This is a genomic window from Arthrobacter sp. MPF02 (assembly GCF_046605375.1).
Taxonomy (GTDB): domain Bacteria; phylum Actinomycetota; class Actinomycetes; order Actinomycetales; family Micrococcaceae; genus Arthrobacter.
This window is the reverse complement of the sequence record NZ_CP176772.1, coordinates 3,316,731-3,335,683: the sequence shown is the minus strand read 5'-3', so window position 1 is coordinate 3,335,683 and position 18,953 is coordinate 3,316,731. Positions and strand designations below refer to the sequence as shown.

At 64.5% G+C, this 18,953-nt stretch carries 17 protein-coding genes; 9 read left to right on the top strand and 8 right to left on the bottom strand.

Going from position 1 to position 18,953, the window contains the following annotated elements:
• Positions 1 to 195: 195 nt before the first annotated feature.
• Together ACLH0K_RS15815 and hisC are read right to left on the bottom strand one after the other, a co-directional pair.
• Complete coding sequence (locus ACLH0K_RS15815) at positions 196 to 822, bottom strand: YitT family protein (protein WP_411376499.1); 627 nt, start codon at positions 820 to 822, stop codon at positions 196 to 198.
• A gap of 53 nt (positions 823 to 875) precedes the next feature.
• Positions 876 to 1,970 (bottom strand): histidinol-phosphate transaminase, encoded by a 1,095-nt coding sequence (gene hisC / locus ACLH0K_RS15810; protein ID WP_411374492.1) that lies wholly within the window; start codon positions 1,968 to 1,970, stop codon positions 876 to 878.
• A gap of 91 nt (positions 1,971 to 2,061) precedes the next feature.
• Here hisC and ACLH0K_RS15805 point away from each other — a divergent pair, with 91 nt between their 5' ends.
• Complete coding sequence (locus tag ACLH0K_RS15805) at positions 2,062 to 2,544, top strand: Lrp/AsnC family transcriptional regulator (protein ID WP_411374491.1); 483 nt, start codon at positions 2,062 to 2,064, stop codon at positions 2,542 to 2,544.
• Between the two features lie 225 nt (positions 2,545 to 2,769).
• Complete coding sequence (locus ACLH0K_RS15800; protein ID WP_411374490.1) at positions 2,770 to 4,773, top strand: rhamnogalacturonan lyase; 2,004 nt, start codon at positions 2,770 to 2,772, stop codon at positions 4,771 to 4,773.
• 141 nt (positions 4,774 to 4,914) lie between these two features.
• Here the strand turns inward: ACLH0K_RS15800 and ACLH0K_RS15795 are convergent, their stop codons facing one another.
• Positions 4,915 to 5,886: an SRPBCC family protein gene (locus tag ACLH0K_RS15795; RefSeq protein ID WP_411374489.1), complete on the bottom strand. Its 972-nt coding sequence runs from the start codon at positions 5,884 to 5,886 to the stop codon at positions 4,915 to 4,917.
• A gap of 227 nt (positions 5,887 to 6,113) precedes the next feature.
• On the bottom strand, positions 6,114 to 6,263 hold the full coding sequence (locus ACLH0K_RS15790; protein ID WP_411374488.1) for a hypothetical protein: 150 nt from the start codon (positions 6,261 to 6,263) through the stop codon (positions 6,114 to 6,116).
• Between the two features lie 266 nt (positions 6,264 to 6,529).
• Between ACLH0K_RS15790 and ACLH0K_RS15785 the strand changes: the two genes are divergently transcribed.
• The gene (locus ACLH0K_RS15785) at positions 6,530 to 7,141 is read left to right on the top strand and encodes an NADPH-dependent FMN reductase (RefSeq protein ID WP_411374487.1); all 612 of its coding nucleotides are present in this window, start codon (positions 6,530 to 6,532) and stop codon (positions 7,139 to 7,141) included.
• A gap of 72 nt (positions 7,142 to 7,213) precedes the next feature.
• Here the strand turns inward: ACLH0K_RS15785 and ACLH0K_RS15780 are convergent, their stop codons facing one another.
• Entirely contained in the window at positions 7,214 to 7,690 is a 477-nt protein-coding gene (locus ACLH0K_RS15780; RefSeq protein ID WP_411374486.1) for a sensor histidine kinase, read from the bottom strand.
• A 215-nt stretch (positions 7,691 to 7,905) separates the two neighbouring features.
• Between ACLH0K_RS15780 and ACLH0K_RS15775 the strand changes: the two genes are divergently transcribed.
• Together ACLH0K_RS15775 and ACLH0K_RS15770 are read left to right on the top strand one after the other, a co-directional pair.
• Positions 7,906 to 8,142, top strand: a complete 237-nt coding sequence (locus ACLH0K_RS15775) for a YkvA family protein (protein ID WP_411374485.1) — start codon at positions 7,906 to 7,908, stop codon at positions 8,140 to 8,142.
• A gap of 73 nt (positions 8,143 to 8,215) precedes the next feature.
• Positions 8,216 to 8,398: a hypothetical protein gene (locus ACLH0K_RS15770; RefSeq protein WP_411374484.1), complete on the top strand. Its 183-nt coding sequence runs from the start codon at positions 8,216 to 8,218 to the stop codon at positions 8,396 to 8,398.
• A gap of 246 nt (positions 8,399 to 8,644) precedes the next feature.
• On the opposite strand, the gene ACLH0K_RS15765 is transcribed toward ACLH0K_RS15770, so the two are convergent.
• Positions 8,645 to 9,148: a hypothetical protein gene (locus ACLH0K_RS15765; RefSeq protein ID WP_411374483.1), complete on the bottom strand. Its 504-nt coding sequence runs from the start codon at positions 9,146 to 9,148 to the stop codon at positions 8,645 to 8,647.
• 340 nt (positions 9,149 to 9,488) lie between these two features.
• Between ACLH0K_RS15765 and ACLH0K_RS15760 the strand changes: the two genes are divergently transcribed.
• Positions 9,489 to 11,237: an ABC transporter ATP-binding protein gene (locus ACLH0K_RS15760; protein ID WP_411374482.1), complete on the top strand. Its 1,749-nt coding sequence runs from the start codon at positions 9,489 to 9,491 to the stop codon at positions 11,235 to 11,237.
• A complete protein-coding gene (locus ACLH0K_RS15755) occupies positions 11,234 to 13,252 on the top strand; it encodes an ABC transporter ATP-binding protein (RefSeq protein WP_411374481.1) in 2,019 nt (672 codons plus the stop codon). The genes ACLH0K_RS15760 and ACLH0K_RS15755 overlap by 4 nt, the downstream gene beginning before the upstream one ends.
• Positions 13,253 to 13,681: 429 nt before the next feature.
• Here ACLH0K_RS15755 and ACLH0K_RS15750 read toward each other — a convergent pair whose 3' ends face one another.
• Positions 13,682 to 14,974: an MFS transporter gene (locus ACLH0K_RS15750; RefSeq protein ID WP_411374480.1), complete on the bottom strand. Its 1,293-nt coding sequence runs from the start codon at positions 14,972 to 14,974 to the stop codon at positions 13,682 to 13,684.
• Between the two features lie 28 nt (positions 14,975 to 15,002).
• Positions 15,003 to 16,223, bottom strand: coding sequence for a M20 metallopeptidase family protein (locus ACLH0K_RS15745; protein WP_411374479.1), 1,221 nt, complete (start codon positions 16,221 to 16,223; stop codon positions 15,003 to 15,005).
• 107 nt (positions 16,224 to 16,330) lie between these two features.
• On the opposite strand from ACLH0K_RS15745, the gene ACLH0K_RS15740 reads away from it, so the two are divergent.
• Together ACLH0K_RS15740 and ACLH0K_RS15735 are read left to right on the top strand one after the other, a co-directional pair.
• Positions 16,331 to 17,404 carry an Lrp/AsnC family transcriptional regulator gene (locus ACLH0K_RS15740; RefSeq protein ID WP_411374478.1) on the top strand — a complete coding sequence of 358 codons (1,074 nt, stop codon included), beginning with the start codon at positions 16,331 to 16,333 and terminating at the stop codon, positions 17,402 to 17,404.
• Positions 17,405 to 17,583: 179 nt separating this feature from the next.
• Positions 17,584 to 18,666: a calcium:proton antiporter gene (locus ACLH0K_RS15735; protein ID WP_411374477.1), complete on the top strand. Its 1,083-nt coding sequence runs from the start codon at positions 17,584 to 17,586 to the stop codon at positions 18,664 to 18,666.
• Positions 18,667 to 18,953 lie beyond the last annotated feature (287 nt).

Sequence of the window (18,953 nt, the reverse complement as noted above, 5' to 3'; positions counted from 1 at the left end):
AGCAGAATGGGGGCTCCCATGCCTTGGCGGGCCCTCCCGGCGCCACTTAAACTGGCAGCACCATCGTGCGGAGCTGCTGGTATAACCAGGTCAAGGGCACGACTGACCCTTAAAACCCGGACTGGCTGGCAGTAAACGTCCCTGAACCACGGTTTGGAGCGTCTGCTGCCAGCCACTTTCAAGTGGCCCAGGCGGCTACTTTCCGAGGTACCGGCCCGGGCGGTGGTTCAGCGCCACGATCAGGTTCAGCAGGGTGGCGCCGGCCGCCGAGAGCAGCACCATCAGGGGGGACACCAGCACCAGCGCCGCCAAAACGATGGCCACGTCCAGAACCATCTGCACATACCCGGCGCGCCACTTCAGCTTCTCCTGCAGCAGCAGGGCCAGGATGTTGAAACCGCCCAGGCTGGACTTGTGCCGGAACAGGATGAGCAGTCCGACGCCGGCCAGCAGGTTTCCGCCGAGCACGCCGTAGGCCGGGTGGATGTCAAGGGAGCCCAGCGCCCAAGGATGCAGGCTGGCCATGGCGGAAACCAGCGCGATGGCCAGGCCGGTCCGGAGGGCGAAGTTCCAGCCCTTCTTCCAGATGGCGAGGCCGAAGAACGGCAGGTTCACGCCGAAGAAGATGGCGCCGAACGGCAGCGGGAGGGTGTAGCTGAGCAGCAGCGCCAGGCCGGCGGTCCCGCCGGTCACTGCTTCGCTGGAGTTCAGCAGGTACAGCCCCAGGGACGCGGCGAACGTGCCGGTCAGGAAGCCCAGCACATCCTCAAGAGGGGAATGGCGGACGGCCGACGGCGGCGCGGCCGGTGCCGTCGTCGTCATTCCTTCCGTGGCGGCCGGGGGAGCGGTGGCGGACCCGGGAAGCGTTGCGGTACTCACTTGGCTGCAAACCGCCCGCGGTCCGTGAGGACCGCCAGGACGCGGTCGTTTGTCTCTTGGCCGGCCAGGCTGATGCGGACCCCGTCGCCCGCGTAGCCCCGGGCCAGGATGTCCGCCGCGGACAGGGCAGCCAGCAACTGTTCACGCAGTTCGTCCGAAGCGCGGAGCCAGTAGAAGTTGGCCTGGCTGTCCGGGACCTCCCAGCCGAAGCTCCGCAGGGCGCCGATAACCCGCGTGCGTTCCAGCGCCACCGCTTCGGTCCGAGCGGCAATCTCATCCTCCGCCGCCAGCGACGCCACGGCAGCGGCCTGCGCCATCCGGTTCACGCCGAACGGAATGGCGGTGCGCCGCAGCCCCTCCGCCAGGGAAGGCCGGGCAATGGCGTAACCAATCCGCAGGCCGGCCAGCCCGTAGGCCTTTGAGAAGGTCCGCAGGATGCACAGGTTGGGACGCCGCCGGTACAGCTCCAGGGAGTCCACGCCCGGTCCGCGCTGGAACTCGACATACGCCTCGTCCAGCACCACCAGCACGTGCGGCGGCACCTTGCTGAGGAATTCCTCGAGCGCTTCGGCCTCGATGGCAGCCCCGGTGGGGTTGTTCGGCGAGCAGAGGAGCACCAGGCGGGTGCGGTCCGTAATCGCTGCGGCCATGGCCGCAAGGTCGTGGTGCTCGTTGTCCAGCAGCGGGACGGGGACGGGGCGTGCGCCGGCGATGGTGACCAGGATGGGGTAGGCCTCGAAGGAGCGCCAGGCGAAAACCACCTCGTCGCCCGCATCGCAGACGGCGGAGACGATCTGCTGGAGCACACCCGAGCTTCCGGGGCCGGCCGCGACCTCTTCCGGAGACACTCCGTGGTGCCGGGCAATCGCCTCGCGTGCGTCCACCACACCCATGTTGGGGTAGCGGTGGATCCGGGCCGTCTCCGCGGAGATGGCTTCGATGACCGACGGCAGCGGAGGAAAGTGGCTCTCGTTCGAGGCAAGGGCGGCAGTCAGTTCCGTTGCTGCACTCCTGCCGGCCACATAGGCGGGTAGGTGTTCGACGGCGGCGCGCAGCCCGGGTGCGGAGGCTTCGGGAAGGGTGCTGGTCATGCCAGCATGGTGCGGCAGTGGGTCCGCTCTGCGCAACACAGCGGAAATGCGCAGGACAAATCACGGTTCTGCGTTGCCGCCAAGTGGCAAAATGCTCAGCATGCACCTCGTTGATGCTCTTGACGCCGAGATCCTCCTCACACTTGACCAGGACTCGCAGGCAACAGTGCTGTCCTTGTCCAGGACGCTTGGCGTGGCCCGCAATACCATCCACGCGCGGCTCAAGCGACTCGTCAGTGACGGCACCTTGGCGCCCTTCAGCCAGCGGGTCCGCACCGAGGCGCTGGGGCTGCCGCTGACTGCCTTCATTTCGATTTCCATCAGCCAGTCCTCGAGCGACGAGGCGACGGCGGCGCTGCGAAGCATCCCGGAAATCATCGAGATGCACGCCACCACGGGTGATGCCGACCTTCTCGCCAAAGTGGCCGCGAAGGACCCGGCTGATCTCCACCGGGTGACGAACGCGATGCTGGCGATTGCCGGCGTCGTGCGAACCAGCACGGCCATGTCCCTGGTGGAGGTCATGCCTGCCCGGACCGTGCCGCTGCTGGAAGCGGTGGCCGGCAGGAAGTAGAACCAGTGCCCGCACGGGCACCGGAAAGAACAATTTCTTCCATTTAGTACCGGAATAACCCTTGACCCGACTCTGGGCCCACTGATAAACCTAAAGGGCAGAAAGCGTTTTCCCCTTCCTGAAACTCCCCTTTATCCCCATCGGGGCGCGTTTGCAGGCGCTGTGAAACGTTCCAAACTGTCGATCGGCAGACTCAGCTGCCGACGCATCAAAGGAGATGTTCTTTTGGCTTTTCCCTCGAAATGTTGCTTCAAATCCCGCGCCGGCCGCGTCTGGAAAGCTGCGCCCCTGACTGCCGCTGCCTCATTGACTGCGGCAGCGATCGCCTTCACGGGACTTCCAATCGCACAGGCCAACCCGGGCAGCCACGGCCTTCCGGCGGTGTCCGGCAAGGCAGAAACCAAGCGGCAGGTGGAAAACCTGGACCGCGCTCCGGTTGCGGTCCTTACGGACCAGGGCGTCACGCTGGGCTGGCGCATGCTCGGCCTGGACCAGGACAGCGTGGGCTTCCACGTGATCCGCGACGGCGTCCAGCTCACGGAAGAACCCATCCGGGACACCACCACCTACGTTGACCCGGCCGGCACTGCCGCATCCAAGTACGTCATCAAGACCGTGGGCAACGGCAACGGGCAGGACAAGCTCAGCGCCGAATTCACCCCGCTGGCCCAGAACTACCTGGCCATCAAGCTGGACAAGCCGGCCGACGGCGTCACCCCCACCGGTCAGGCCTACAGCTACACCGCCAATGACGCCAGCGTTGCGGACCTGGACGGCGACGGCAGCTACGAGATCATCCAGCTCTGGAACCCCACCAACGCGCAGGACAACTCACGCTCCGGCTACACCGGCAACGTGTACGTGGATGCCTACAAGATGGACGGCACCAGGCTGTGGCGCATCGACCTGGGCCGCAATATCCGCGCGGGCGCCCACTACACCCAGCTGCTTGCCTACGACTTCGACGGAGACGGCAAGGCCGAAGTTTCCATGAAGACGGCCGACGGCACCACGGACGGCGCCGGCACAGTGATCGGCAACGCGGCAGCGGACCACCGCAACAGCGGCGGCTACATCCTGTCCGGCCCCGAATACCTCACGGTGTTCAACGGCGCCACCGGCACCGTCATGGACACCGTGCCCTACGACCCGCCGCGCGGCACGGTGTCCGCATGGGGCGACGGCTACGGCAACCGCGTGGACCGCTTCCTGGCCGGCGTCGCCTACCTGGACGGTGAGAAGCCGTCCTTGATGTTCAGCCGCGGCTACTACACCCGCACCGTCCTGGTCACATACGACCTGGTGGACGGCAAGCTGGTGAAGCGCTGGAGCTTCGATTCCGATATTGCCGGTGCCGAGTACAAGGGCCAGGGTAACCACAACCTGTCCGTCGCGGATGTGGACCAGGATGGCAAGGACGAGTTCGTCTTCGGTTCCATGACCATCGACGACGACGGCAAGCCGCTCTACAACACCAGGCTGGGCCATGGCGATGCCATCCACACCAGCGACTTCGATCCGTCCCGTCCCGGCCTGGAAACCTTCGCCGTGCACGAGAGCATGAGCCAGAGCGGCAACCGCGGTGCCACCTTCCGTGACTCCGCCACCGGTGAAGTCCTCTGGAGCATCCCGGCCGCCCGAGACACCGGCCGCGGCGCCGCGGGCGACATCGACCCCCGGTACGCGGGTGCCGAGGGCTGGGCTGTGGGCGGCGACGCTGCCTGGAACTCCCCGGTCGGCTACCTGATGTCCGCCAAGGGCGAGCGGATCGCGGACAGGATCCCGGCCGCGAACTTCCTGGCCTGGTGGGACGGCGACCTGCTCCGCGAAATCGTTGACCACGACTTCGACGCAGCCGCCGGCGTGGGCGTGCCCACCGTCTCCAAGTGGAACTGGGAAACCCAGTCCAGCGACCGCCTGCTGACGGCCACGGGTGCCCGCACCAACAACCACACCAAGGGCAACCCGTCGCTCCAGGCCGACCTCCTCGGTGACTGGCGCGAGGAACTGGCCTTCCCGTCGTCGGACAGCACCGAACTGCGGATCTACACCAGCACGTCGCCCACCGGGGTCCGCCTCCGCACCCTGATGCACGACACCGTCTACCGGACGGCCGTCGCGCGGGAGAACGTGGCCTACAACCAGCCGCCGCACCCGGGCTTCTTCATCGGTGAAGGCATGGAAACGCCGGCCAAACCGAACGTGACCTACGCCGGCACGGACAAGTAACAGCAAAGCAAGTAAGCCGTACACGGCACAGCGCCGCCCGCCTCGGGGGAGAGGCGGGCGGCGCTTGCTTTGTAGGGACAGCGACGGCGGCGGGGCCTTTTAGGTAGGGTGAAAGGCCCCGGCGCCGGCAGTCAGGCGCGGTTAGTGCTGGCCGAGGTTGCCGCCCACCGGCGGCAGGCCGCCGTCGGGACGGCGGTCGTCCCTCAGGCGCTCGGCGGCGCTGAGGTTTTCGCCCTCCAGCGTCTCGTCCGATTCACCCGTGGTGTCCACCAGGCCATTGGTCTGGTCGAAGGGCTGCCCGATCCGGTCCTCACCCAGGTCTGCGACCGAACCGGTGGAGCCGGCTGCCGCCGTCGTACCCGTTGTTGTAGTGGTGGTGGTCAACGGCTCCTCCGGTGTCATTGCGTCAGCCGGAGCTGCCGTGGTGTCCGTGGTGACTGGCGTAACGGTGGCGGGTTCGCCCGTCGCTGCGGGGGTGACGGTCTCATCGGCGGCAGCGCTGGTCTCGTCCTTCTTGCTGCCGGCTGCCACGGCGGCTGCCGCGCCCGCTGCTGCGGCTACGCCGAGGCCGGCCGCTACCTTACCGGAGATGCCTGCCTTGCCGGAATCGCCGCGGGATGCGCCTGCGTCCTCGACGCCGGGAGTGCCCACCGCGGCGCCGGGGTTGACCGTGCCGCGCCAGGCGCCGCTCGCATAGCCCTCGTCCTCGATAAACTCCTTGAACCGCTGCAGGTCTGCCTCGGCCTGGCGTTCCACAACGTTGAGCTTGTCGCCAACCTTCTCGACGAGCCCTTCGGGCTCATATTCGAGGGTCAGCCGCAGGGAGGTCTGGCCGCCGCCCATGTCCTCGAAGTCCACCGCGCCGGCGTTGGTGGCACCTTCGGTGGCGGCCCAGGCAACGCGGCGGTCCGGGACCTGCTCCAAAATCTTCGCTTCCCACTGCCGGCGGATGCCGCCGATCTCTGCGACCCACTCCAGCCGGTCGTCAGTCAGCTGCGTGACGCTCTTGACACCGCCCATGAAGTGCGGGAATTCCTCGAACTGGGTCCACTGGTTGTAAGCCGTGCTCACCGGTACGTTCACCAGAATGCGTTTTTCCACCTTCGTGCTCATAACGTCTCCTTCGCTTTGTTACCGGAAACTGATGAGTCGGTAAAAATCATCAGCATGCTTACCAACATACCTTTTGGGCGCGCACGTTTCCAGAGCCTGTTTCCAGAGCCTGTTTCCAGCCCAACTAATCAGCGCTATCTGTCGTATTGAAGATCAAGCTGGCAGATAGCGCACTGACGGGCTGCTCTGTGGTGACGGTGCAAGGGTGGCCCGGGATGCGGCCGGTGCTAGGCCTTCTTGGACGCGGGGGTGTCGGGCTCGTCAGGTCCTTCCGCCAAATCCTGGGTATGGACGCGGATTTCCGTGACGTCCGCATCCGGATCGCCTTCGGCCGGCGCTTCGGTGTGGACCCGCTCGTCTAAGGGGTTCTCGGTCATGGCTGGCTCCTTCGAAGGCTGCGGGACACCGCGAAACTCCGGATTGCTCCGGGAAACTCCTGCGGCTAAGGATTATTCAGCGCTCCCGGCAACGGGCCTGTCAAGGACAGCCGGGTGAGCGCCGGGGCTCTGGCCGTGGCCTGCCTTCTGTGTTGGACTGGTGGGGCAGTGACCACCAACTGCCGGCGCCGCCCGAGGGTAGTGCCGGCACCATCTCCAGCAGAACATGGACGGCCGGCGCTTACCGGCCATTGGAAGGAACACTCATGGCACCGTTCAAGATTGGATACTTCGTGGGAAGCCTCTCGGCCGGCTCGATCAACCGGGTCCTCTCCCAGGCGTTGATCAAACTCGCCCCGGAGGACCTGGAGTTTACGGAGATCCCCATCAAGGACCTCCCGCTCTACAACTACGACCTCGACGCAGACTTCCCGGCACCGGCGCAGGCCCTCAAGGACGCTGTGGAGGCATCCGACGGTATCCTTTTCGTCTCCCCCGAATACAACCGGTCGATTCCGGGCCCGCTGAAGAACGCCATCGACTGGGGTTCCCGGCCGTGGGGGTCCAACTCCTTCGCCCGCAAGCCCACCGGCATCATCGGCGCTTCCGTGGGCAGCATCGGCACCGCTGTCATGCAGTCATCCTTCCGCAGCGTCCTGAGCTTCCTGGACGCGCCGCAGCTGAACGCCCCGGAGGCCTACATCCACTACGACGCCGCGGTGTTCGGCGAGGACGGTGAGGTCAAGAACGAGAGCACCGCCAAGTTCCTGCGGCATTACATGGACGAATACGCCGCCTTCGTGGCCCGCGTCCTGGCCGCGAACGCACCCGGCCACATCGGCGACATCGAACTCGATGAGGACAAGCTGACCCGCTGACCCGCGGGTAAGCCTACGGCAGGCCCCCGTCCCAGTACGGCGGGCCTGCCGAGCCTTGTAGTTGTGGCGGGGTCAGTCCAGCGGCAGTGTTACCGTCACGCTGGTGCCGTGGCCGGGGCTGGAATCGATCTCCATAGACCCCCCTGCCTCGCGGACAGCAACTGCCATCAGCCGGAGCCCGTAACCATGGTGCCGGCCGCAGGTGGCGCGGCCGCTGTCAAAGCCCGTGCCGTCGTCGGAAACCACCAGCCGGATGCCGTGGTGCACCGCGGCGAGTTGGACCGTGAGGTGCGACGCTGCCGAGTATTTGTAGGCGTTGCTCAGCGCCTCCCGGGCCGACTGGTAGAGGAGGGACGCGCAGTCCGCCGGAATCTCAATGCCCCAGTGCGGAGTATCCCAGTGGACCGCTGTTCCCCGCTGCCGGAGGGGCCCGGTGAGCCGATCAATGCAGCCGGCCAGCCCCAAAGCATGGAAGTCCAGTGGATGCTGATCTGTCAGCACGCCTCCCACCGTTGTGACGTCGTCGTCAATAGCTGTTTTCTGTTCCATGACTTCCTGCTCCCCACAAGCTGGTTTGTCCTTGTTCCTCCAGCGTGGACCTGCAACTTCAGGGGCCGGCAAGCTTTGGGTCAAGATCGCATCAATTCTGGCGCCGCTGCAGGCCATGCCGTATTCCGGCTGCTTCAGGACCGCCGGCAGCGGGTACCGCCTTGCGGGAGGGCTTCCGCTGGGGGGGGGGGGGGGGGCCGGAAGGTGGGTAAAAGATGCCGCTATGGCTGCAGGCACTGCCGTGGGGCACGGCAGTGCTCTCGCCCATCGACCTGGTACCGGATTTTGTTCCGGTGGTCGGCTACGCGGATGACGCAGTGATCGTCGCCCTGGTGCTGCGCTCCGTGATCAAACGCGCCGGCGCAGGGGCTGTGGCTAGGCATTGGCCGGGAAGCGCCGCCGGGTTGGACGCCATCCTGAAGGCAGCCTCCCCGATGCGCCGGCGGCGGTAAAAACTTCGGCCCGTTCCGTCTCTTTTGCGCCGCGGGCTGTTAGCGTGGAGGCCCGGCCAATGAAGGAGGAGCGATGACTGTCAATTCACCGGATTCACTGTCCGACGATGAGTCCCAGGAAGGTGCCGCAGGCACGGGCGGAAAGGGTGGGATCCCGCAGGGCGGCGACGGAATCGGCATTTCCGCAGACGCGGAGCCCAACACGTTTGAACCGGAAGAGGATCCGGACGCCACGGAGGACCCGCAGAGTCCGTAGCGGGTTTCACTCAAGGTTTTATCAAGATTCACCAAAGTGGCTCTTTTTGGAAATCTGCCCTGGCTACTGGCCGGTAGATTTCTATCTGTTTCCAGTTCCCCAACACGGAAGCACAGAAGCCCCCGCGCTGGAGCCTGACTCGCGCGGGGGCTTCGCCCCAAGCCGCAGTAGAAGCCAGCTCAAGCCTTCCTGTCGCCCATGCACCTGCAGGAACCCGGTGAGCAATGCCGGCAAGTAGGGGAGGGGTTACAGCTCCTGGTCCGCGGACACCCGGCCGATGCTCCACGCGGAGACTTTGCGGAGGTCAACCCGGGTGGCCTGCAGGTGTACGTGTTCATCGCCCGAGAGCAGCAGCGGCGCAAGGAAGTGGATGTACCGGTCCTGGGTTTTCAGCTGCGCGTTGGCGTCTGTGTCCGCCGCTGCCCTGTGCCGTTGTTCGTCCATTGCCGACTGCAGGGCATCGAGGGCGTCAGCTATTGCGGGGCTGCCGGGGCGGATCTGGTCATGCTGCCGCCTTGCCCACGCCTGTTCGGAGACGACCGACCCGGAAATGACGGTGCCGTCCGCCACTACGGTGAGCTCGATGGTTGCGTCCGGGTCACCCTTGAAGATCGGGGCCAGCAGCAACGCCAGGCGGGGATCGACGTCGTACCAGGCCTGGGCGGCGAACCGTTCATGGTGCGCCCTGAACTTCTCCTGGTGCTCCGCGTGCACCCGGGTGACTGTATCGTGGGCTGAATCGTCCGCCATGGCTGGTCCCTTCTGCTGGTTGGAGTCCCTTTCTACGAGCTTAGGAGCCATCGGGGCGTCACGCACAGCACGCTTTTGGCCCACACTGGCCCAAGTTTCCAGGGAGCAAACCGCGGCTTTCCGGGGGTATTATCCTCCGTTGCGCTCCAAAAGTGGGCTGGTTGTGACGCCCGGGATTCTTCTTTGTATAGGACGAGCGATCGAGGCACGAAACGTAACAAAGCGTCGGCCAATTATCGGGCCGTTCGGGGACTATCTGCCTCAGGCATCAAGTCCCACGCTCCGGACGTAAACTGACCTTCGCATCACGTCCCATGGGGCAGGAAGTCGGTGAGCCGCCATGCTCTGGAAGCTGCTTGTTGAATACGTCCGGCCGCACCGGAAGCTGCTCGCCGCCGTCGTGGTTTTCCAGCTGGCGCAGTCCATCGCGTCGTTGTATCTGCCCACGCTGAACGCGGACATCATCGACCGGGGCGTGGCCACCGGGGACATCGGCTACATCCTGGGCCTGGGCGGGGTGATGCTGGCGATCACCCTGCTGCAGATTATCTGCGCGGTGATCGCCGTGTACTTCGCTGCGAAAGCGGCCATGGGCGTGGGCAGGGACCTGCGCGGTGCGATCTTCACGAGGGTGGGGGAGTTCTCCGAGCAGGAGGTCACCAAATTCGGCGCGCCCAGCCTGATCACCAGGTCCACCAACGATGTCCAGCAGGTCCAGCAGTTGGTGCTGATGTCCGCCACCATGCTGGTGACCGCCCCAATGCTCAGCATCGGCGGGGTGATCATGGCGGTAAGGCAGGACGCCCAGCTCTCCTGGCTGATCGCCGTCGCCGTCCCGGTGCTGCTGGTGGCCGTCGGCCTGATCACCTGGCGGATGGTGCCGCTGTTCCGGAAGATGCAGAAGCGGATCGACACCGTCAACCGGGTCCTCCGTGAACAGCTCACCGGCATCCGGGTGGTGCGCGCGTTCGTCCGTGAGGACATCGAGACGGAGCGCTTCGCCCGCGCCAACGAGGACGTCACGGACACCGCCCTGCGCGCCGGCCGGCTGATGGCACTCGCGTTTCCGGCGGTGATGCTGGTGCTGAACGTCTCCAGCGTGGCCGTCATTTGGTTCGGGGCGTTCCGGATCGAGGACGGGTCCATGCAGGTGGGCACGCTGATCGCATTCCTGAGCTACCTGCTGCAGATCCTGATGTCCGTCATGATGGCCACGTTCATGGCGGTGATGATCCCGCGCGCCGCGGTCTCGGCGGACCGGATCGGCGAGGTGCTGCGGACGGAGTCGAGCGTCCGGCCGCCTGCCAGGCCGGTGGGTACGACGGCGGCGACGAACGGCCGTAGGCGCGGCGAGTTGGAGATGCGCGACGTCGGTTTCGCCTACCCGAGTGCCGACCAGCCCGTCCTGTCGGGCATCAGCTTCACCGCCAGGGCGGGGCAGACGACGGCGATCATCGGCAGCACGGGCGCGGGCAAGACCACGCTGGTGAACCTGATGCCGCGGCTGTTCGACGCCACCTCCGGTTCCGTCCGGATGGACGGCGTCGATGTGCGGGAGCTGCACCCGGACCTGCTGTGGGGGCACATCGGGCTGGTGCCGCAGCGGCCCTACCTGTTCAGCGGCACCGTGCGCAGCAACCTGCTCTACGGCAAGCCGGACGCCACCGAGGACGAGCTGTGGGATGCGCTGCGGATCGCCCAGGCCCGCGACTTCGTGGAGCAGATGGAGGGCGGCCTGAACGCGCCGATCAGCCAGGGCGGCACCAACGTCTCCGGCGGGCAGCGGCAGCGGCTGGCCATTGCGCGGGCGCTGGTGAAGCGGCCGGAGCTGTATATCTTCGACGATTCGTTCTCCTCGCTGGACACCGGCACCGATGCCCGGCTCCGGCAGGCGCTCAGGCGCAGTACTGCGGGCGCCACGCTGGTGGTCATCGCCCAGCGCGTGTCCAGCATCGCGGACGCAGACCAGATCCTGGTGCTCGACGACGGCAGGATCGTGGGGCGCGGAACGCACAGCGAGCTGCTGGAGACGTCGGAGACGTACCAGGAGATTGTGTCCTCCCAGCTGGCGGCGGAGGAGACGGTATGAGCCCGGAAGCCACTCCCGCGCCCGGCACCAAAGCCGCACCCGCCTCCGCAACGGCGACTCCCGCCGTCGTACGCATCCCGCGTCCGGCAGGGGGACCGGGGCGCGGCGGACCGTTCGCCGGAATGAACGTGCCGGCGGAGAAGGCGATGAACTTTTGGCCGTCCGCCAGACGCCTGATCGGGACGCTGCGGCCGGAGCGGGCGTGGCTGCTGTTGGTGTTCGTGACGGCGGTGGCCGGGGTGGCGCTGTCCGTGATCGGGCCGCGGCTGCTGGGGGAGGGCACCAACCTGATCTTCGCCGGGTTGGTGTCGCGCGAGCTGCAGGCCGGGGCAACCAAGGAGCAGGTGATCGCGCAGCTGCGGGCGTCCGGGGAGGGGCAGCGGGCGGACATGCTCAGTGCCATGGACCTGGTGCCGGGGCAGGGGATCGACTTTGCCGCGCTGGGCAGTGTGCTGACGTGGGCGCTGGTGCTGTATGTGCTGTCGTCGGCGTTTATGTGGGTGCAGGCGTATGTGCTGAACGGGGTGGTGCAGCGGACCGTGTTCGGGCTGCGGGAGGAGATCGAGGCGAAGGTCCACCGGCTGCCGCTGCGGTACTTCGACTCGATCCAGCGCGGCGAGCTGCTGAGCCGGGTCACCAACGATGTGGACAACATCTCGCAGAGCCTGCAGCAGACCATCAGCCAGGCGGTCACGTCCGTGCTGACCGTGGTGGGTGTGCTGGTGATGATGGTGGTCCTCTCGCCCACGCTGGCGCTGATCGCGCTGGTGACCATTCCGCTGACGCTGGTGCTGACGGCGCTGATCGCCAGGCGTTCGCAAAAGCTGTTTGTGGCGCAGTGGAAGAACACCGGCGAGCTGAACGGGCAGATCGAGGAGACCTACACCGGGCATGCGCTGGTAAAGGTGTTCGGCCGCCAGCACGAGGTGGGGGAGCGGTTCCGGCAGAAGAATGCGGAGCTGTATGAGGCGAGCTTCGGGGCGCAGTTCATTTCCGGGCTGATCATGCCGGCCATGACGTTCATCGGGAACCTGGTGTACGTGGGGATTGCCGTGGTGGGCGGGCTGCAGGTGGCGTCCGGGGCGATGCAGCTGGGCGACGTGCAGGCGTTCATCCAGTACTCGCGGCAGTTCACCATGCCGCTGGCGCAGCTGGGGTCCATGGCGAATGTGCTGCAATCCGGGGTGGCGTCCGCCGAGCGGGTGTTCGAGCTGCTGGATACTGACGAGGAGTCCGCGGAGCCTGCTCCCTCGGCTGGGACTGTGTTCGGGCCGGGGCGGCTGGTGTTCGAGGACGTGTCCTTCTCGTACTCGCCGGACAAGCCGCTGATCTCTTCCTTGTCCCTGGTGGCGGAGCCGGGGCAGACCGTGGCTATTGTTGGTCCCACCGGTGCCGGGAAGACGACCCTGGTGAACCTGATGATGCGGTTCTACGAGATCGAGTCCGGGCGGATAACGCTCGACGGCGTGGACGTCACCACTGTGCCGCGGCGCGAACTGCGCTCGCGGATGGGGATGGTGCTGCAGGATACGTGGCTGTTCGGCGGGACCATCCGGGACAACATCGCGTATGGACGGCCTTCGGCTACCGAGGCCGAAATTCTCGAGGCCGCGCGGGCAACGTACGTGGACCGGTTCGTGCGGTCGCTGCCGGACGGGTACGACACGGTGCTGGATGATGAGGGGTCCAACGTGTCCGCGGGGGAGAAGCAGTTGCTGACGATCGCGCGGGCGTTCTTGGCGCGGCCTTCGGTTTTGATCCTGGACGAAGCTACGTCCTCGGTGGACACCCGGACCGAGGTGCTGGTGCAGAAGGCAATGAGTGCCCTGCGGTCCGACCGGACGTCCTTTGTGATCGCGCACCGCCTGTCCACGATCCGCGACGCTGACCTCATCCTGGTGATGGAGGCCGGCCGGATCGTGGAGCAGGGGACCCACGCTTCGCTGCTGGCTGCCGGCGGAGCTTACGCGCGACTATACGAAGCCCAGTTCGCGGCGCCGGTGTCCGAGGTCTGAGGAGACTGGCGGAAGGCTCGCCGGCCCCAAAGCTGACGAATGCACCGATGCCGACGCTGAAGGCGACAGGAAGACGACGGCAGCCGGTAACAGTATTGTCCGGTTGGGGTCTAAGAGCCTTTGGGGATTGTGTCAGGAAAAGGCGAAATCGGACCCCAGACGGACGTCCTTTGGGGGCTCACCTGACGTCAGGTTGGGCTGTGGTTCCGCCTGACATTCGGCGGCCTACTGGCTAGTAGTATGTTGCAGCAGTGCTTCGTCTTTGTCAGCTCAGCCGGCCGAGGGCTGTCAGTAGGGGATACTGACCTTAATTTCCTCGGGTTTTAGTGCTGATGATTGCCAGCACTAAGAGCAGAAGACGGCGACGCTCGGGGGATATACCCGACGCCGCCGTCTTTCTGTGTAGTCCGAACTGCGCGCCTGAACGGATTAGTGGGTCAGGTCCTTGCCTTTCGTTTCTGGAATGGTGAAGACAAAGGCAATGCTGATGGCCAGCAGGACCACCGCGTAGACATTGAACAGGTTGGCCTGTCCGATCGAACCGAGCCAAGCCTGCAGGTAGGGTGCCGTACCACCGAAGAGTGCCACGCAGATGGAGTAGGGGATACCCACCCCCACCGTGCGGATCTTAGTGGGGAATAGCTCCGCGTAGACAGCGGGCACGATCGCGGCCGCTCCGGCGATGAAGAACAGCATGACGGACATGGTGACCGTGAGCTGCCAGGGGGAGTCCTTCAGCAGCCAGGTCATGGGGAAGTGGAACAGCGCAGCGCCCGCGGCGCTCATGATCATGACGGGCTTGCGTCCAATGCGGTCCGAAAGCTTGCCCCAAAACGGAAGGGCGGCGATGAACAGTACATTGGCGATCACGCTGGCCCAGAGAGTCTCTCCACGGTCCATCTTCAATACTGATGCGGCGTAGCTGGGCGTGACGATACCCCAGATGTAGTAGGACACGGTCAGGCCGACGGTCAATCCGATAACCTGCAGAGCCTGCTTACGGTGCTTGTAGATCTGTGGCCACATCGGCTCATGCTTTTCCTTGGGTGATTCCGCTTGGAATGCCGCAGTCTCCTTAAGCCGGGCCCGCATGACCAGGGCGTAGAGGCCCATGATTCCACCGACGATGAAGGGAATACGCCAGCCCCATGCGTTCATATCGGTCTTGCTCAGGACGTTGGACAAAGTGGCGCCAAGCAAGGTGCCGGCCAGGATGCCGACGGTGCCGGAAGTGTAAATGAGTGTCGCCCAGAAGCCACGGTGCTCCTTGGGTGCCATTTCTGAGAGGTAGGTCTGCGACGACGGCAGTTCACCACCGTGGGCAAGGCCCTGGATCAGGCGGGCCACCAAAAGCAGAACGGAGGCAAAGGCCCCCACGGCTTCGAAGGTGGGCGCGATGCCGATCAGCAGGCTGCCAAGGGCGGCCAGCCCCACGGCTAACGTCATGGACGTCTTGCGGCCAATCCGGTCACCAATCCAGCCGAATACGAAGCCGCCAAACGGCCGTGCCACAAAGCCGACGGCGAAGATCGCCAAGGTAGCGAGGAAGGCCGATGTCGGATCTTCTTTGCTGAACAGTGCGCTTGCAATAAAGGGCGAGAAGGTGGCGTAAATGGCCCAGTCGTACCATTCGACGGCATTGCCGACGCCCGTGCCGATTAGGGTCCGCCGATGGGATTTGTGAATCTGAACGTCACCTGTGACGCCTGTAGTTGCGGTCATTGTGTGTGCTCCGTAAGGGTGAGGGAATTCAGTGGGCTGAGGCCAGGACTGCGATGCGGGAGACGGCCAGCTCTGCGTACAGCGCTGCTCCGTCGGACAGGACGCCGTCGTCAAAGGCGGCGTATGGGGAATGGTTGAAAGCGGTGCCGGTGTGGTCGGCACCGGGGGCGACTGCACTGAGGCCGACAAACGTCCCTGGTACTTCTGCCAGCACTCTGGAAAAATCCTCGGATCCGCTGAGCGGGGTGGCCCAGCGGGAAAGACGCGAGCCGCCAAAGAGATCTTCAATGGTCTTTTCTGCCGTGCGTGTTTCATCCTCATCGTTCACCGTGAGGGGGTATTCGTGACGGTAGTCAACGTCCAGTTCCAAACCATGGGCTGCTGCGATCCCCTTCAGCAGCGCGGGAACGGCATTCATCATCCGTTCCCTGGCGGCGTCCGAGAAAGTCCGGATGGTAGCTTCAATGCGTGCCGTCTCGGGAATGACGTTGCGCTTCGTGCCGGCTTGGAGGACGCCCACCGTCAAGACCACCGGATCGAAGACGTCGAACTGACGGGTGATCATGACCTGCAAAGCTGTAACCATTTCAGCGGCCGCCGTTACCGGGTCCTTGGCCGCGTGCGGGGCGGAGCCGTGACCCCCGGCACCGAGGACCGTCACAGTCAGTGCATCCGAAGCGCTGAGCATGACACCTGGTTTGGTGCAGAACCGGCCGTGGGGCTCCAGCGCGGAAAAGACGTGCATTCCGTAAGCCGCGTCAACCCGCCGCCCTGCCGCATTCAGCACGCCCTCGCGAATCATGTGGGATGCCCCGTCCCAGCCTTCCTCGCCGGGCTGGAACATCAGCACAACGTCGCCGGCCAGCTGATCCCGGCGCTCGGCTAGGAGTGCGGCCGCCCCTGCGAGCATGGCGGTATGAAGATCATGACCACAGGCATGCATCGCGCCGTCGATCTTTGATGAATAGGGGACACCAGTTCGCTCTTGGATGGGGAGGCCGTCCATATCAGCGCGTAGGAGGACCGCGGGTTTTTTGGCCGACCTGTGCTCTGCACCGCCACGAAGAACCGCAGTGACCGACGTTATGCCCTTACCCAGGGTAATTTCGAGAGGCAGTCCGTCAAGGGCCTTGAGGACTTTTTCCTGCGTTCGGGGAAGCTGCAGGCCAGTCTCCGGTTCTTGGTGCAGCTCATGGCGCAGCCGCACTATATCCTCCTGCAGTACTTTGGCATCGGTAGTGATGGACATGCGCTCTCTTTCTGGGACAGCCGTCCGTTGACAGCCTGGGGTCTATTCTGTGGTGATGAGACTCACAGTCGGCTGGATCACTGAAAAAAATCAAAAGTACGATGAGAATGACAGAATTCGTTCACAAAGTTGGAGGATACGAAGTGGTGCTGGACGAGGATGATCTTGCCCTCATCAACGTGTTGCAAATAGCACCGCGTATCAGCTGGTCGGATGCAGCAGAGGTGCTAGGAGTGCATGCCACCACTCTGGCGGCGCGTTGGGACAGGCTGAGGACCACTGGAGCGGCCTGGACAACCGCCCATTTGATCGGCGACCCCAAGCAGATGTGCCTCGCACTCGTGGACGTACATTGCGAAATGCGTTTGCGCGCCGACGTGACCGCGACGCTTGCTGCTATCCCAGAGGTGCTAACGGTGGAGGAGGCCGCCAGCAACAGGGACCTCATGCTCACCGTAATTGCACCAACACTGGCGCGGTTCACAGATCATGTGCTTCCGCAGTTCAAAGCAATCCCCGGATTGTTGAAGTACCGGACCACGCTAGGCACCCGCCTGCACACCGCTGGCCATGCGTGGCGCCTGAACACCCTGGACAAGGCGAAGCACAATGCGCTCAACGCCCTTGCCCGTCCCGAAGGCAGCACTCCAACTGCAGCGAGACCTGGAGCCCCACTGCCTCCGAGTCACCTGGACCTGGTCCCATTCCTGGCGCGAGACGGGCGAACTGGCGCCGCAGAGATTGCCAGAAACCTTGGGCGGAGCCCGGCTACGGTCCAGCGGCAGTTAAACAGGGTGCTCTCCAGCGGGTTGTTGTCCTTCCGATGTGAAATCGCCCAGAATTTGTCCGGTTACCCCGTGAGCTGCCAGTGGTTCGCCAACGTCCCCCCAGGTCAGCACGAGGCCGCGGCGGCCGAACTCCGCAGCCTCCGCACCGTCCGGCTCAGCGCGTCCACTACTGGAAGCACAAACTTCGTGATCCTGATGTGGCTGAATTCCCTAGCTGATGTGATGACCGCCGAATTAGCACTTCAGCAACGCATCCCACAGATCGAGCTCGTGGAGAGTGTAGTGATCCTGAGCAACGCAAAGCGGATGGGCTGGATGCTCAATCCGGATTCGACGGCGAGTGGAACCGTCGTGGTCTCCGGTACCGAAGTGCTACCCGTAGGGCTTTCCTAGATCTTTAAGGACTGCCAGAGTGTCACCAACGCCCTGAACTTGTAACGGGCGTAACCATCGGTTGGAGAGGATCGTTCATGTTGCAATCGGGGGAGGGATAAAGTCATCAAGAGCAGCAGGCTTGGGATAGACAGGGCTCGCAGCCCGCGGATGCTGCCGGATATTTCGAGGAGGAAGCCTTGGTCCGTTTCCTGCTGGATAAATGGTTTGTAGCGGTTCCGGTCCTTGCTTTAGTTCTGCTTCTGTTGACGTGGGGACACGCGTTGGCTCCGTTGCTTGTCGTGGGCGTGGCGGCGGTTTTGATTGGAGCGGTTCTTTCCGCTGTTCATCATGCTGAAGTCATCGCACACCGCGTGGGGGAACCTTTCGGATCCCTGATTCTGGCCGTCGCGGTGACGGTCATCGAGGTCGCACTGATTCTTACCCTGATGTTCTCGAGTGGACCGGAAAGCCGTTCACTTGCGCGGGACACTGTTTTCGCAGCCGTGATGATTACCGCCATTGTGGGTCTGTCACTCCTGGTCGGAGCGCTGCGGCACGGGCTGGCCCGGTTCAATCCCGAAGGCACCGGCGCAGCTTTGGCCGTCGTCGCAACGTTATCAACGATGACCCTGGTGCTCCCCGCGTTCACTACCGCCCAGCCCGGGCCGGCATTTTCCGCCGCGCAGCTCAGTTTCGCCGCCGTCGCCTCACTGGTTCTCTACGCTTCATTTGTGATGACGCAGACAGTGCGCCACCGCGACTTCTTCCTTCCCGTGACCACTGTTTCAGGAGCGCCCTCGGACGGGGAACATGCAACGCCCCCTTCAAGACGCTCGGCCCTGACAAGCCTCATCCTGCTCGTCGCAGCGCTGGTGGCGGTAGTAGGCCTCGCCAAGACCATCTCATCGATAGAAGCGGCGGTGTCGGCGGCCGGCATCCCCCAATCATTCGTGGGGGTGGTCATTGCCCTGCTGGTGCTGCTGCCCGAGGGGCTGGCCGCCACCCGCGCTGCCCTCCGGGACCGAATGCAAATTAGCCTTAACCTCGGCTACGGTTCGGCGATCGCCAGCATCGGTCTGACCATCCCGGCGATCGCGGTGGCAATGATCTGGCTGGAAGGGCCCCTCATACTTGGCCTTGAGCCGACACAAATGGTTCTGCTCGCCCTCACCGTCATCGTGGGGGCGCTGACAGTGGCACCAGGCCGCGCCACAAGGCTCCAAGGCACCATACATCTGATCATCTTCGCCGCTTTCATCTTCCTCTCCATAAACCCCTGACAGCCCATACAGCCGGCCACCCCTGACCGCGTCCCTCAGGAACGTACCCACCTTTAGCGGGTGCAGGCCCACGGCCGGCGCGGACTTTTGGACAGAGACGTTCGAACGAACGCAGGGCCCGGCAGCGTTGAGGCTGCTGGTCATTACGTCCTTGTCCTGACGCCGAATGCCCGCCATACTAAGACCCGCCGGATTCCGCAGCCGGCGATAGCCTTTGGGATAGTCGGGGCAGAAGAGTAGATAATGGAAGATCCGTCGACCTGCCTTGGCCGGGCAAGGCGTGCTTT